The sequence below is a fragment of the Pseudomonas allii genome, assembly GCF_055380095.1.
In genome coordinates, this window is the sequence record NZ_AP039450.1 from 4,616,095 (window position 1) to 4,630,313 (window position 14,219).

The following is a 14,219-nucleotide window of genomic DNA, read 5'->3' on the forward strand; positions in this document are numbered from 1 at the left end:
CCGGTGCATGGCCTCGGCAGATTGACGATAACAGGCCCGCCGAACGGGCCGCTGAGGGCTGCACATGATCCGAGACACACAAACCCTGCACATCCTGGTAGACGCCATTGCGCAGTTCGTCGATGAAGCGCTGATCCCACGGGAAAACGAAGTCGCCGAGACCGATGAAATCCCGGCGGACATCGTCAGCCAATTCCAGGACATGGGCCTGTTCGGCCTGACCATCCCCGAAGCCTACGGCGGCCTGGGCCTGACCATGGAAGAAGAGGTGACCATCGCCTTTGAACTGGGCCGCACCTCCCCGGCCTTCCGCTCGTACTTCGGCACCAACAATGGCATCGGCTCCATCGGCATCCTGCTCGACGGCACCGAGGCGCAGAAGGAGCACTACCTGCCGTTGCTGGCGAGCGGCGCACTGCTTAGTTCGTTCTGCCTCACCGAACCCGACTCCGGCTCCGACGCTGCCTCGCTGAAAACCACCGCCGTGCGCGATGGCGACCACTACGTGATCAACGGCACCAAGCGCTTTATCACCAACGCACCCCACGCCGGGATTTTCACGGTGATGGCGCGCACCGACCCGGCGATCCGCGGCTCGGGCGGTATCAGCGCGTTCATCATCGAACGTGACACGCCAGGCCTATCCCTGGGCAAGCGCGATCACAAGATGGGCCAGCACGGCGCGCACACAAGCGACGTGATCTTCGACAACGTACGCGTGCCAGCCAGCCAGTTGATCGGTGGCGTGGAAGGCGTGGGTTTCAAGACCGCCATGAAGGTCCTCGACAAAGGCCGCCTGCACATCGCCGCCGTCAGCGTCGGCGCCGCCGAGCGCATGCTGGGTGACGCGCTGAACTACGCGATCGAACGCAAGCAGTTCGGCCAACCGATTGCCGAGTTCCAATTGATCCAGGCCATGCTCGCCGACAGCAAGGCCGAGATCTATGCGGCGCGCTGCATGGTGCTCGATGCCGCCCGCAAGCGTGACGAAGGCCAGGACATTGGCACCGAAGCCTCCTGCTCGAAGATGTTCGCCACCGAGATGTGCGGTCGCGTGGCTGACCGCTGCGTGCAGATCCATGGCGGTGCCGGGTACATCAGCGAGTACGCCATCGAACGTTTCTACCGGGATGTGCGCCTGTTCCGCCTCTACGAAGGCACTACGCAGATCCAGCAACTGGTGATTGCCCGCAACATGATTCGCGCGGCGCAACGCTAAGCACCACCCATACCCAATGCCCTAACAACTACAACAAGGTATCGCTATGGAAGTCGCCGCATCGGCGGGCGCGTTGTCGCCTGCAAAAAGCAAACTGTGGATTGTCGTGTTCATCTTCTGCTTCCTCGGCCTGTTGATCGATGGCGCAGACTTGATGCTGCTGTCCTACAGCCTCAGCAGCCTCAAGGCCGAGTTCGGCCTGACCAGCGTCGAGGCCGGCAGCCTGGGCAGTTTCACCCTGGCCGGCATGGCCATCGGTGGCATCTACGGGGGCTGGGCCTGTGACCGCTTCGGCCGGGTCAAAACCGTGGTGTGGAGCATCGTGCTGTTCTCCGTGGGCACGGCGATCCTGGGCATGACCCACAGCTATTGGCAGTTCGCGAGCACGCGGTTCTTCGCCTCCCTCGGCCTGGGCGCGCTGTACGTGGCGTGCAATACGTTGATGGCCGAATACGTGCCAACCCGCTACCGCACCACCGTGCTTGGCACCCTGCAGGCCGGCTGGTCGGTGGGTTACATCGTCGCTACGCTGCTGGCCGGCTGGATCCTGCCCGAGCACGGCTGGCGCTGGTTGTTCTACGTGGCGATCATCCCGGTGATCCTCGCCGTGCTGATGCAACGCCTGGTGCCCGAACCTCAGGCCTGGTTGACCGCAAGGGCCGAGCGCGCGCAGGAGAAAGCCAATGGCACCCGGCACGCCCTGAAGAACAAGCCCGATGGCATGTTCAAGCTGATCTTCAGCGACCCGAAGGCCAGCCGCATGTTCCTGCTCTGGGCCTTGACCGCAGGCTTCCTGCAGTTCGGCTACTACGGTGTGAATAACTGGATGCCCTCCTACCTGGAAAGCGAACTGGGGATGAACTTCAAGTCGATGACCAGCTACATGGTCGGCACCTACGCGGCGATGATCTTCGGCAAGATCCTCGCCGGTCTCGCCGCAGACCGCCTGGGACGACGTACCGTATTCGCCGTCGGCGCCCTGGGCACGGCGGTCTTCCTGCCGGTGATTGTGCTGTTCCAGAGCCCGGAGAACATCCTGTGGATGCTGGTTGTATTCGGCTTCCTGTACGGGATTCCCTACGGCGTGAACGCCACCTACATGACCGAAAGCTTCGAAGCGAAGTTTCGCGGCTCGGCGGTGGGCGGGGCCTACAACATCGGGCGTATTGGTGCGGCAGTGGCACCGGCAGCCATCGGTTTCCTGGCGTCCCATGGCTCCATCGGCATGGGGTTCCTGGTAATGGGCGGCGCGTACTTCATCTGCGGCGTCATCCCGGCGTTGTTTATTCGCGATAAACAGTTCGATCCGCAAAAACAGTAAGCGCGGCGCCCGCTTGCCAAATAACTGGCGTCATCCTTCGGCGACTGTTTTTAACGATAAAAACAGTCGCTTGATTTGTAAGGCTTTTTATTTAATTGAACGAATGTGGCATAAATCTCGCTCTAACCCTCTCCAAGCAGGTTAAGCGATGACAAGACGTGCGGCAGTGCCCAGGGGTTATAACCCACGGTAAAGCGGTCTAGACTGTAACTCATGTTTTACGGAACTGAAGGAACAGTAAGACGCTTGGCATTCGCCACTCTCATCGAGCCTGTAAGACAGCTGAGCGCTTAGAGGCCGAACGGTTATGAAAACACCTACCCAGACCCATGCAATTGACTTTGACAGTGCCAAATTGCAACGCCTGGGCTTTGGTCAACCCGCCCTCCTGCCGCGCCGCCCCACCACCGTTATAGAACTTCGCCAGCAACTGGGCCAGCAACTGCAAACCAGCCTGGAACCGGAGCGCATTCTCGCGCTGTTCTTCCGTGAGATCCAACGCCTGGTGCCCCTGGACGCCCTGCACTACCGTCACCAGGCCAGCGACCTGCGCCTGGAGTTCGGCCATCGCGGCCATCACTCGATGAGCTACAGCTTGAGCCATGAAGGCGAGCACCTGGGCGAGCTGATCTTCCGGCGCAACCAGCGCTTGGCGGAAGAAGAACTCGGCCAACTTGAATCGCTGCTGGCGACCCTGCTCTACCCGATGCGCAACGCCCTGCTCTACCGCGCCGCCACCCGCAGCGCGCTGCGTGACCCACTGACCGAGACCGGCAACCGCATCGCCATGGACCAGACCCTGCAACGGGAAATCGACATGGCGCGCCGCCACCTGAACCCGCTGTCCTTGCTGATGCTGGACATCGACCACTTCAAGACCATCAACGACACCCACGGCCATGCCGCCGGCGACAACGTGCTGCGCACTGTGGCGGCCTCGATCAAGAGCCAGCTGCGTAACGTGGACATGGTGTTTCGCTATGGCGGGGAAGAGTTTCTGGTCCTGCTGTCCAACACCGGTCGCGATGCGGCGGCGATGGTCGGCGAACGCCTGCGCCAGGCAGCGCAGGCCCAGGACTACTGGGCGGACGGAACGCGGATCGAATTGACGGTGAGCCTGGGTTGCTCGACCTTGCTGGCCGCCGAATCTGCCGAAAGCCTGCTGCGCCGCGCCGACAGCGCGTTGTACGTGGCCAAGCGCGAAGGCCGCAACCGCTTGGCGATGGCGGGGTAAATACCTTCAGCTGTAGCGAACTGGCTTACTGTGGCAATCAGGCTTGTTGGGGTAATCGGGCATGCTGTGGCGAGGGAGCTTGCTGTGGCGAGCGGGCTTGACCCGCGGTGGACTGCGCAGCAGTCCCATGCTTTTGAATAAAAAGCGGGCCGCTTCGCGGCCCAACGGGAGCAAGCTCCCTCGCCACAGCAAGCCCGCTCGCCACAATGGTTAAATCAAGCCTCGCTGGCAACCCGCGCCTGGCGCTCACGCATCAAGGCTGGGGCTTTTTCTTTCTCCAGGCGCATGCAGCTTTCCAGGAACAGGTACATGTAGTCGTAGCTCTTGCACACGGCCTGGCGCAGTTCTGCCTGCAATGCCTTGGTCGGGCTCATTCCGGCCAGGGTGCAGATGATCTCCAGCGCTTCCCACGGGTGGGCGTCATCGTACTGGGCATGCATCTTCAGCCACTTCATCGCACGCTTGCGTTCTTCCTCGGGGAAAGCCGCTGCGTAGACGCCGGTGGAACACACCACGGCGGACCACTCACCGGTCGCGCCTTCGATCGCGTAGTTGGTGGCGGCAATGGCCACGATCAGCGAATCGGCAGAACTGGTGTGCCAGCACCAATGGCTGAGGGCGTGCAACTCCGGCGGCACGTCCTGGGCCTGCAACTCGTCAAGGCTCACGCCGTGGGCACGGGCCCAATTGACCCAGTAATCGGCGTGGTTGAGTTCCACGCGAATATTGCGCATCAGCCAGCGGCGCGCCATGTCCTCCCCAGGATGGCGGGCAAATTTGGTCTTGGTGAGGTTCTGTGCCATGTACAAGGCAAACTGTTCGACCACCGGCCAGCCACCGATCAGGTAGTGGCGCAAGGTCTTGGCGCTGAGCGTGTTGTCGCGCATGCGCTGGTACAGTTCGTGTTCGACAACTCGGCGCTTGCTCTCGCTACAGTCCAGGATCAATTTCTGAGCCCAGGCGGGGTAACTCGAGGCTTCCATAAGCGGGCCAGTTCTGTTGAATGTGTCGATCACTGTAAGGCTCCTTTTTAAGTGTGATTGTACAGACCAGCAAAGTTTTCAGCGGAATGTGCCGGGCGCCTTGAATAACAGAGGCTGCGGCCGCACAGGTCGACACTGCAAGCTATCAAAGGTAAACAATTGCGGTCGTTCAATCAGGTAGCCCTGAGCGTAATCCACACCAATTTCGAGTAACGCCTGTTCGATGTGCGGTGTCTCGACAAACTCAGCAATTGTGCGCTTACCCATGACATGGCCGATGTGGTTGATCACTTCGACCATCGCGCGGTTAATCGGGTCGTCCAGCATATCCTTTACGAAACTTCCATCGATCTTCAGGAAGTCTACAGGTAAATGTTTGAGATAAGCGAATGAGGACATTCCGGCACAAAAGTCATCCAGCGAGAAATGACAGCCTAAGGCTTTGAGTTCATTGATAAAGCGGATCGCACTGCCCAAGTTTGCAATCGCACTGGTTTCTGTAATTTCAAAACAGATCATGCCCGGCGGAATATTGTATGTATGAAACTTCTCACGCAAAAACCCAAGGAAGTCATCATCACCAATGGTGATGCCTGACAGATTGATCGCACACATGGCCATGGGGCGCCCCGGGCGTTCCTGCATGCAGCGGTTGATGATCTTGAACACATTCTCCACCACCCAGCGGTCCAGGGACGTCATCAAGCCATAGCGTTCAGCAGCGGGGATAAAGCTGTCCGGCAGGATGATGCGGCCGGCTTCGTCATGCAGGCGCAGCAGGATCTCGATATGCCCATTGCCGCCGTCGGTGTTCCCCAGCGGCGAGATTTCCTGGGCGTAGAGGCAGAACCGGTTCTCCTCCAGGGCCATGTGCAGGCGCTGCACCCAGGCCATTTCGCCGAAGCGCACGGACAGTTCCGAATCGTCGGCGTGGTACACCTGCACACGGTTACGGCCCTTTTCCTTGGCCATGTAGCACGCCATGTCGGCGGCGCGCAGTGAGGTTTCCAGGGTTGTCGGGGTGTGCCCAAGGTGCACCAGGCCGATGCTGACGGTGGTCATGAACGGCCGGCCCTTCCATACGAAGTGCAGGCTTTGCACGGTGTGGCGCAGGCTCTCGGCGATTTTTTCGGCCACCGCCGCCGGGCAGTTCTCCAGCAGGATGCCGAATTCATCGCCGCCCAGGCGCGCCAGGGTATCGCCTTCGCGCAGGTCCGATTGCAACAGCGCGCAGATATGCCGCAACAACTCGTCGCCTGCGGCATGGCCACAGGTGTCATTGACCAATTTGAACTGGTCGAGGTCGAGGAACATCAGTGCATGCCGCCCGCCCTGCTGCGGGCCCGTGGGGTGGAGCACCTGTTCCAGGCGATACTCGAACTCACGACGGTTGGCCAGGCCGGTCAGGGCGTCGTGAGTCGCCTGCCAGGACAAGTTGGCGATGTATTGACGCTCCTGAGTCATGTCGTGCAACACCAGCACCGCCCCGGTCACCTTGCCGGCGCTGCGGATCGGCGCGCCCACCAGGGTCACCGAGACCGTGCTGCCATCCAGGCGCTGGATGGTTTTCGAGTGCTCGCTGCCGCCACCAAGCTGGCCCTTGACGATATGCTCGATCAAGGTAAAGCCATCGGGCTGGGCATTGTCATCCAGCAGGTTGAACAGCGCCGCCAGGGGCAGCCCCTGGGCCTGGGCAGAATTCCAGTGGGTCAGCGCCTCCGCCGCAGGGTTCATGTAGGTGATGGCGCCATCGACATCAGTGGTAATCACCCCGTCGCCAATCGACTCCAGGGTGATCTGCGCCCGCTCCTTCTCTTGCTGCAGGGCGTCGGCGAAGGCATGGCGCTGGGCCAGCAGTTTATGCGTGCGCAACAGCGCCAGCACAATCAGGCCCAGTGCCGTGGCCAGGTTGGTGATCACCAGCAGCCGCAGGATCATCCGCGAACCTTCGCCCAGGGCATCGCTGAACGCCTTGGCGGCGGGCGTCACACCTTCGTTGATGGCGGTGATATGTGCCTTCCATTGGCGCACATCGTTGGCGCTGACCTGGTCACGGGTGATTGCACCGTGCATCTCTCGCGCCAGGTCATCCAGTTGCACCAGGTAGCCATCGCCCACGGTCCAAAGCTCGATGGCTTTTTCCAGGTAGCTGAAATGGCGGAAGTTGAGGTACAGCCAGATCAGACTGGAAACGTCATCCGGGTGGTTGCCGCCCTTGAGGATGCCCAAGCGCGCGGCAGCGAGATCAGGGGTTGGACGGTCCAGTGCAATACGCAGTTCATGCCCGCCCTGGGGCACGGCGATTGCCTGCTGATATTTGAGGTAGGTGGTTTCGTCGCGGTTGTCGGCATACAGCGTCAGGTAGTAGATCGCATCTTTCTGGCCCTTGGACCACAGGCTTTCGCCAGCCACATAACCGCGCACCGCCGAGAGCACGTAGAGGCTGACGCAACCCAACAATGCCTGGAACAGCACCACGGCGATAAAGGGCCAGACAATGCCCAACAACCGTGGCGTTCCGAGAGTCCGCTTTTGCTTCATGAAGCCCCTTGCACATGCACCGCTGGTTACGCACGCGAAACACCGCTTCCGATAGCTCAGCCTAGGCTAAATCAACGTACTTGTTGCAGGTGCCCATAGAGTTTGGCGTACAAACCACCGTCAGCAATCAGTTGCTGATGGTCGCCGTCCTCTGCAATGTGACCACCGTCGAACACTAAGACTCGATCTGCCTGCTTAACCGCCGACAGGCGGTGGGCGATGATCAGTGTAGTACGGCCGCTGAGGAAGCGCGCCAGCGCCTGGTGCAGGTTGTACTCGGTGGCGGCGTCCAGGGCGGAAGTCGCTTCGTCGAGGATCACCACTTTCGGTTCGGCCAACACCATGCGCGCAATCGCCAGGCGCTGACGCTGGCCGCCGGAAAACCGCACCCCGGAACGCCCCACCACACTGTCCAGGCCCATGGGCAACGCCTTGACGGTCGCCTCCAACTGGGCGATTTCCAGTGCCTGCCAGCAGGCCTGGTCACTGCGCTCGCGGCCCATGGTCAGGTTGGCGCGCACAGTGTCGTTGAACAGTGCGGGATGTTGCAGCACCACGGCGACGTGCTCGCGGATGGTCTCCAGGCCGATTTCCTGCTGGGTGGCACCGCCAAAGCGGATAGTCCCGGCCTGGGGCGTGTACAGGCCCAGCAGCAGTTGCACCAGGGTGCTTTTGCCACCGCCGCTGGCGCCGACGATTGCGACCTTTTCCCCCGGCGCGATGGCCAGGTTCAACTGGTCGAGGACCAGGTCTTCGCCATAGCCGAAATTCAGGCCACGTACTTCGATGCCGACGGTTTCGCGCCCGGTAAACGGGTCTTCACCGCCCGCGTATTGCGGTTCATCGGCCCGCGCCAGCAGCTCGTTGATCCGCGTCAGCGCCCCGCCCGCCGCGTAATAGGCGTATTGCAGGTTAAGCAGTTGCTCCACCGGGCCGATCATGAACCACAGGTAACTGAACACCGCGAGCATCTGGCCGATGGACAGGTCGGAAAACAGCACAGTGAGCATGGCCGCCGCACGGAAGATGTCGATGCCGAACTGGAACAGCAACCCGCTGGCGCGGCTCGATGCGTCGGTTTTCCACTGTGAGTGGATTGCATAGTCACGCACTTCCTGGGCCCGCTGGCCGAGGCGACCGAGAAAGAAGCCCTGGCGGTTGCCGGCGCGCACTTCCTGGATGGCGTCCAGGGTTTCGGTCAGAGCCTGGGTAAACCGCGAGGTGCTGTCGTTCTCCAGTTTCTTCAGGTGTTTGACGCGTTTGCCCAACTGCACCGTGGCGTAGATCACCAGCGGGTTGAACAGCAGGATCAGCAGCGCCAGTTGCCAATGCATCCACACCAGGATCGCGGAGGTGCCTACCAGCGTAAGCATCGCCACCAGGAACCGGCTGAGGGTTTCCCCAACGAACTTGTCCAGCGTATCCAGGTCGGTGACCAGGTGGGTCGTGACCGTGCCACTGCCCAGGCTCTCGTATTCGCCCAGGGAAATGCGCTTGAGCCGCTCAATCAGGCGTACGCGGATGCGGTACACGATGTCCTTGGCCAACCGCGCAAACAACCGCGCCTGTACCACGTTGAACACCAGCGCGCCGCAGCGCAGGAACAGCGTCACCAGCAACATCAGGCCGATATAGCCGGCGGCCTTCTGCCAGCCCAGGGGCAAGGCGTGGTTCATCACCTTGAGCGCGGCGTCGCCACGACCCAGCAGCACTTCATCTACCAGTAACGGCAATAGCAGAGGGATGGGCACGCTGCACAGGGTCGCCAGCACGGCGACGCCATTGGCGATCCACAGGGATTTCTTGTGGCGCAGGGCCAGGCGGCGAATTTCCGCCCAGGTCAGGCGGTCAGTGCGTTGAGGTTGCTCATGCACAGGTGGCTCGCTCCAGCCATCGGCCCAATAGCGGCGAAAGCTCGGACAGCGGCTGGTAACCGTTGGTCAGCAACGCCAACTGGCCATTGCGCTCGGCCAGCAGCGTCGGGAAACCGGCGATACCCAGGTCCTGCACCCAGGTAAAATCGGCAGCGGTGGCGGCATGCTGCTCGGCCCGGTCGAATTCGCCGGCAAACTCGATGCGCGGGATGCCTGCCTGCTCGGCGAGTTCCACCAGCACGCTGGCGAGGGTCACATCGCGACCCTCGACATAAAACGCGCGCTGGATCAGCCCCAGCAGCTTCCACGCGCAATCCGGCGCCAGGCTGCGCGCCGTGACGATGGCGCGGCACGCCGGCTCGGTGTCATACACAAAACCGTCGGGCAGTGCGCCGTCACGCTTGAACGGCTGGCCGGTGGCGTCAGTGACTGCTTGCCAGTGCTCCAGGATGTAGCGTCGGGTGGTCGGCTCCAGCGCCGCGCCACTGCCGGTGCGCAAGCCGCCCACCACCAGGTGCAGCTCCACGCCGGCCGCCCGGGCCTGCTCCACCAACGCCTCGGCCACCGGGGCAAAGCCCCAGCACCAGGAACACATCGGGTCCATTACATAGAGCAGGCGCGCGGACATGGCTCAGGCCTCGGAAGGAGTTTGCTTGTAGTTGAAACCAATCGGGTGCGGCATGTTACGGGCCTTGGCCAGCTCGATCTGCTTCTGGCGGTCAATCGCACTGCGGCGGGTCTTCTCCGGCAGCTTATCCCAGCAGTGTGGGCAGCTGATGCCTGCGACATAGTGCTCGGAGGCGCGGTCTTCAACACTCACCGGTGTGCGGCAGGCATGACATTGATCGTAGTCGCCTTCGCTCAGGTCGTGGCGCACGGTGACGCGATTATCGAAAACAAAGCAGTCACCCTGCCATTTGGTTTCTGCCTGCGGCACCTCTTCGAGGTACTTCAGGATGCCGCCCTTGAGGTGGTAGACCTCATCGAAACCCTCACTGAGCATGTAGCTCGAGGCCTTCTCGCAACGAATGCCGCCGGTACAGAACATCGCGACCTTCTTGTGCTTGGCAGGGTCGAAGTTGGCTTTGATGTAGTCGGGAAATTCACGAAAACTGGTGGTTTTCGGGTCGATTGCGCCTTCAAAGGTGCCGATCGACACTTCGTAGTCGTTGCGGGTGTCGATCAACAGCACTTCCGGGTCGCTGATCAGCGCGTTCCAGTCCTGTGGGTCGACGTAGGTGCCGACTTTTTTGTTCGGGTCGACGCCTTCGACGCCCAGGGTCACGATCTCTTTCTTGAGCTTGACCTTGGTGCGGTAGAACGGCTGGTCGTCGCAGTAGGATTCTTTGTGGTCGATGTCGACCATCCGCGGGTCGTTCTTCAGCCAGGCCATCAGGCCATCAATGCCTTCGCGGCTGCCGGAAACGGTGCCGTTGATGCCTTCTTCGGCGATCAGCAAGGTGCCTTTGATGCCGTTGTCGACCATCGCCTGCAGAAGTGGCTCGCGCAGGGCGACGTAATCTTCGAGGGTGACGAACTTATACAGTGCCGCCACGACAATCGGTTGAGTCATGGGTGTTCTCTCCAGGTGGCTACCCTCGTAAGGGGTGAACCGGATGCAAAAAAAACGCGCCGACTAGGCGGCGCGTTGCGGATTCTAACAAATGCCCGGTGTCAGAGACACCCGATCATCAATCATGCCCGCCGGCGCAGGTCGGCGAGGCCGGAGCTGCGTCGATTTTCGCCCATTCTTCAGGCGTGTAGGTATGCAGCGCCAGCGCATGAAACTCGCTCATCAGGTCACCCAGGGTGGCGTAGACCTTCTGGTGGCGCTTGACGCGGTTGAGCCCCTCGAACTGCGGGCTGACCAGCACGGCCTTGAAGTGGGTCTGCAACCCACGGCTGTGCATGTGGCTTTCATCCAGCACGCTCAAGTGGTCGGTGCCCAGGGCGGCAAGCGCCGTTTCGATACGCTGTTGCATGGTCATTCCTGCTTACTTCTTCTTGGCCGGAGCGGCGGCTTTAGGTGTCAGCTCGTTGGTCATGTCTTCCAACAGCTTGTTCACCACCGGCACGGCGCTTTCCAGCTTGGCCTGGGTCATCTGGGCCGATTGCTGGGTCAGTTGCGGCATTTTTTCCAGGACTTTCTTGCCCAGTGGCGACTGGTAGAAGGCAACCAGGTCCTTGAGCTCGGATTCGCTGAAGTTGGTGGTGTAGAGCTTGACCATGTCCGGTTTCAGCTTCGGCCAGCCGATGGCCTGGTCGAGGGCGGCATTGGCCTTGGCCTGGTAGCTGTCGAGTACGGACTGCTTGGCGGCAGGCGCCTTGGTCTGTTCGAAACGCTGGGCGAACATTTGCTGCACTTGCATGTACACCGGGGTACCCAGCTTGTCGGCATGGGCCAGGGTAAGGAAGGCTTCGGCACTGGCGTTGTGGCTGGCGGTATCGGCAAGAACCTGGCCGCTGGCGCAAACCAGAGCAACCGCGGTACAGATGGCACGAAGACGAGTCATCGAGTTTCCTTTTCTAGCAGGCGAGGTAAGACCCCAAGGGCGCCCATTCTGCGCCTAAAAAACCTTGGGGCTCAACCCCGGGCCTTGTCGGACAGGTATTGCCCGATGAAAAGTCTTTCAGGGGAACCCCCAAGGCTCATCAGAGCCTAAACTGCGCAAACGAACCTGAAGGAGTGTGCCCGATGAGCCGTATCGAAACCGACAGCCTGGGAGAAGTCCACGTCCCGGATGACGCTTACTGGGGCGCCCAGACCCAACGTTCGCTGGTGAACTTCGCCATTGGCGAGCAGCGCATGCCCCTCGCGGTATTGCACGCCCTGGCCCTGGTCAAGAAGGCGGCGGCACGGGTCAACGACCGCAATGGCGACCTGCCCGCCGACATCGCCCGCCTGATCGAACAGGCCGCCGACGAAGTACTCGCCGGCCAGCACGACGACCAGTTCCCCCTGGTGGTGTGGCAGACCGGCAGCGGCACCCAGAGCAACATGAACGCCAACGAAGTGATCGCCGGCCGCGCCAACGAACTGGCGGGCAATAAGCGCGGCGGCAAGAGCCCGGTGCACCCCAACGATCACGTCAACCGTTCCCAGAGTTCCAATGACTGCTTCCCCACGGCCATGAGCATCGCCGCCGTGCAGGCGGTGCATCAACGGTTGCTGCCGGCGATTGCCACCCTGTCCGGCGGCCTGGCGGAGCAAGCCGCCAAACATATGAAGCTGGTGAAGACCGGGCGTACCCACATGATGGATGCCACGCCGATCACCTTCGGCCAGGAGCTTTCGGCATTCATCGCTCAACTCGACTACGCCGAACGTGCGATCCGCGCCGCCCTGCCCGCCGCATGCGAGCTGGCCCAGGGCGGCACCGCCGTGGGCACCGGGCTCAATGCGCCCCATGGCTTCGGCGAAGCGATTGCCTCGGAGCTGGCGGCGCTGTCGGGCTTGCCGTTCGTCACCGCGCCGAACAAATTCGCCGCCCTCTCTGGCCATGAGCCGCTGGTGACGCTGCACGGTGCGCTGAAAACCCTGGCCGTGGCCCTGATGAAAATCGCCAATGACCTGCGCCTGCTGGGCTCCGGCCCGCGCACTGGGCTGGCCGAGGTGAAATTGCCGGCCAACGAACCGGGCAGCTCGATCATGCCGGGCAAGGTCAACCCGACCCAGTGCGAAGCACTGTCGATGCTGGCCTGCCAGGTGCTGGGCAATGACGTGACCATCGGCATTGCCGCCAGCCAGGGTCACTTGCAGTTGAATGTGTACAAACCGGTGATCATCCACAACCTGCTGGAGTCGATCCGACTGCTGGCCGACGGCTGCAACAACTTCCAGGAACACTGCGTGGCCGGGCTGGAGCCCGACCCGGTGCAGATGGCCGAGCACCTGGAGCGCGGCTTGATGCTGGTCACCGCGCTCAACCCGCACATCGGCTACGACAAGTCCGCCGAGATCGCCAAGAAGGCCTATGCCGAAGGGATGACGCTGCGGGAAGCCGCGCTGGAACTGGGCTACCTCACCGATGCGGAGTTCGACCAGTGGGTTCGCCCCGAAGACATGCTGGGCACCTAGCCTAGGATGCCATGCGCAACCGCCGGGCCTTGAGCCCGGCGAGCAGCGACGGCGCCAACGCCACCGTCGCCGAGCCCATTACCACCACCAACGCCCCGGCATAGCCCAGGGCGTTGATCTCTTCGGCCTGCACATACTCGGGCCACAGCCAGGCCGCCAAGGCCACCGCCACGAAGGTCACCAACGGCGTGAGTGCCAGGGTCGCACTGACCCGCGAGGCCTCCCAATGGGCCAGCGCTTCGGCAAAGGCGCCGTAGGCCACCAGGGTATTCATGCAGCACCCCAGCAATAGCCAGCCTTGCAGCGGGCTCAGGTCCAATGCCTCCAGGGGATGTGCCCAGGGCGTGAGCAGCACGGCGCAGGACAGGTAAATCACCATCATCACCTGCAACGAATTCCACACCGTCAGCAATTGCTTCTGGCCGAGGGCGTAGAACACCCAGATCGTGGTGGCGAGCAGGATGGTCAGCACGCCGGCGGTGTAGGCGCCGAGCGAGGTCAGCAGTTCTTCCAGGCGCTGGTTGAAGAACAGGCCAAAACCAATGATCAACACCACCAGCCCCACCCCCTGCCCCAGGCTGAAGCGCTCCTTGAAGACGAACACACTGGCGACCATCAAAAAGATCGGCCCCATCTGCACCACCAATTGTGCGGTGCCGGGGCTGAGCAATTTCAGGCCCACTAGGTACAGCACGTAGTTGCCCACCAGCCCGCACACCGCCATCGCCACCAGCCAGCCACCCCGGGGGCCGAGCACCTTGCGGCTGGGCAAGCGTTTGGTCAGCGCCAGGTAGACGAACAGGCAACTGCCGGCCACGATCAGGCGAAACCAGGTGACGGTGATCGGGTCCATCACCTGCAGCACCTGCTTGAGTTTGATCGGCAGAATGCCCCACAGAAACGCGGTCAGCAGGGTCAGGAGAAAACCATAGACCCAGCGGCCGGAAGAGATGTGCATGAGTACCCCAG

12 protein-coding genes are annotated in these 14,219 nt (G+C 61.7%); 4 read left to right on the forward strand and 8 right to left on the reverse strand.

The features are described 5' to 3' along the window. Positions 1–64 precede the first annotated feature (64 nt). The 3 genes from ACZ445_RS21075 to ACZ445_RS21085 all read left to right on the forward strand — a co-directional run bounded on the left by ACZ445_RS21075 (position 65) and on the right by ACZ445_RS21085 (position 3,774). Positions 65–1,219, forward strand: coding sequence for an acyl-CoA dehydrogenase family protein (locus ACZ445_RS21075; protein WP_058424984.1), 1,155 nt, complete (start codon positions 65–67; stop codon positions 1,217–1,219). Between the two features lie 46 nt (positions 1,220–1,265). Continuing rightward, on the forward strand, positions 1,266–2,540 hold the full coding sequence (locus tag ACZ445_RS21080) for an MFS transporter (protein WP_310864003.1): 1,275 nt from the start codon (positions 1,266–1,268) through the stop codon (positions 2,538–2,540). Between the two features lie 307 nt (positions 2,541–2,847). Then, complete coding sequence (locus tag ACZ445_RS21085) at positions 2,848–3,774, forward strand: GGDEF domain-containing protein (protein ID WP_058424986.1); 927 nt, start codon at positions 2,848–2,850, stop codon at positions 3,772–3,774. Between the two features lie 215 nt (positions 3,775–3,989). Here ACZ445_RS21085 and ACZ445_RS21090 read toward each other — a convergent pair whose 3' ends face one another. The 7 genes from ACZ445_RS21090 to ACZ445_RS21120 all read right to left on the reverse strand — a co-directional run bounded on the left by ACZ445_RS21090 (position 3,990) and on the right by ACZ445_RS21120 (position 11,685). Beyond that, a complete protein-coding gene (locus ACZ445_RS21090; RefSeq protein WP_205347492.1) occupies positions 3,990–4,757 on the reverse strand; it encodes a TenA family transcriptional regulator in 768 nt (255 codons plus the stop codon). Between the two features lie 78 nt (positions 4,758–4,835). Beyond that, positions 4,836–7,298: an EAL domain-containing protein gene (locus tag ACZ445_RS21095; RefSeq protein WP_464707523.1), complete on the reverse strand. Its 2,463-nt coding sequence runs from the start codon at positions 7,296–7,298 to the stop codon at positions 4,836–4,838. 71 nt (positions 7,299–7,369) lie between these two features. Then, on the reverse strand, positions 7,370–9,172 hold the full coding sequence (locus ACZ445_RS21100; protein WP_058424989.1) for an ABC transporter ATP-binding protein: 1,803 nt from the start codon (positions 9,170–9,172) through the stop codon (positions 7,370–7,372). Then, a complete protein-coding gene (locus ACZ445_RS21105) occupies positions 9,165–9,767 on the reverse strand; it encodes a DsbA family protein (protein ID WP_310864019.1) in 603 nt (200 codons plus the stop codon). The genes ACZ445_RS21100 and ACZ445_RS21105 overlap by 8 nt, the downstream gene beginning before the upstream one ends. A 36-nt stretch (positions 9,768–9,803) precedes the next feature. After that, on the reverse strand, positions 9,804–10,745 hold the full coding sequence (gene trhO / locus ACZ445_RS21110) for an oxygen-dependent tRNA uridine(34) hydroxylase TrhO (RefSeq protein ID WP_033900937.1): 942 nt from the start codon (positions 10,743–10,745) through the stop codon (positions 9,804–9,806). Between the two features lie 118 nt (positions 10,746–10,863). Continuing rightward, entirely contained in the window at positions 10,864–11,160 is a 297-nt protein-coding gene (locus tag ACZ445_RS21115; protein ID WP_038847405.1) for a BolA family protein, read from the reverse strand. Positions 11,161–11,166: 6 nt separating this feature from the next. After that, positions 11,167–11,685: a DUF2059 domain-containing protein gene (locus ACZ445_RS21120; protein WP_058424992.1), complete on the reverse strand. Its 519-nt coding sequence runs from the start codon at positions 11,683–11,685 to the stop codon at positions 11,167–11,169. Positions 11,686–11,867: 182 nt separating this feature from the next. Between ACZ445_RS21120 and ACZ445_RS21125 the strand changes: the two genes are divergently transcribed. After that, positions 11,868–13,250: a class II fumarate hydratase gene (locus ACZ445_RS21125; RefSeq protein ID WP_058424993.1), complete on the forward strand. Its 1,383-nt coding sequence runs from the start codon at positions 11,868–11,870 to the stop codon at positions 13,248–13,250. A 1-nt stretch (position 13,251) separates the two neighbouring features. On the opposite strand, the gene ACZ445_RS21130 is transcribed toward ACZ445_RS21125, so the two are convergent. Then, entirely contained in the window at positions 13,252–14,208 is a 957-nt protein-coding gene (locus tag ACZ445_RS21130) for a DMT family transporter (protein WP_464704254.1), read from the reverse strand. Between the last annotated feature and the right edge of the window lie 11 nt (positions 14,209–14,219).

Coding starts and splice junctions, on each gene's coding strand:
- ACZ445_RS21075 (WP_058424984.1), top strand. CDS start 65: ATGATCCGAGACACACAAACCCTGCACATCCTGGTAGACGCCATTGCG.
- ACZ445_RS21080 (WP_310864003.1), top strand. CDS start 1,266: ATGGAAGTCGCCGCATCGGCGGGCGCGTTGTCGCCTGCAAAAAGCAAA.
- ACZ445_RS21085 (WP_058424986.1), top strand. CDS start 2,848: ATGAAAACACCTACCCAGACCCATGCAATTGACTTTGACAGTGCCAAA.
- ACZ445_RS21090 (WP_205347492.1), bottom strand. CDS start 4,757: ATGGAAGCCTCGAGTTACCCCGCCTGGGCTCAGAAATTGATCCTGGAC.
- ACZ445_RS21095 (WP_464707523.1), bottom strand. CDS start 7,298: ATGAAGCAAAAGCGGACTCTCGGAACGCCACGGTTGTTGGGCATTGTC.
- ACZ445_RS21105 (WP_310864019.1), bottom strand. CDS start 9,767: ATGTGTTCCTGGTGCTGGGGCTTTGCCCCGGTGGCCGAGGCGTTGGTG.
- trhO (WP_033900937.1), bottom strand. CDS start 10,745: ATGACTCAACCGATTGTCGTGGCGGCACTGTATAAGTTCGTCACCCTC.
- ACZ445_RS21115 (WP_038847405.1), bottom strand. CDS start 11,160: ATGACCATGCAACAGCGTATCGAAACGGCGCTTGCCGCCCTGGGCACC.
- ACZ445_RS21120 (WP_058424992.1), bottom strand. CDS start 11,685: ATGACTCGTCTTCGTGCCATCTGTACCGCGGTTGCTCTGGTTTGCGCC.
- ACZ445_RS21125 (WP_058424993.1), top strand. CDS start 11,868: ATGAGCCGTATCGAAACCGACAGCCTGGGAGAAGTCCACGTCCCGGAT.
- ACZ445_RS21130 (WP_464704254.1), bottom strand. CDS start 14,208: ATGCACATCTCTTCCGGCCGCTGGGTCTATGGTTTTCTCCTGACCCTG.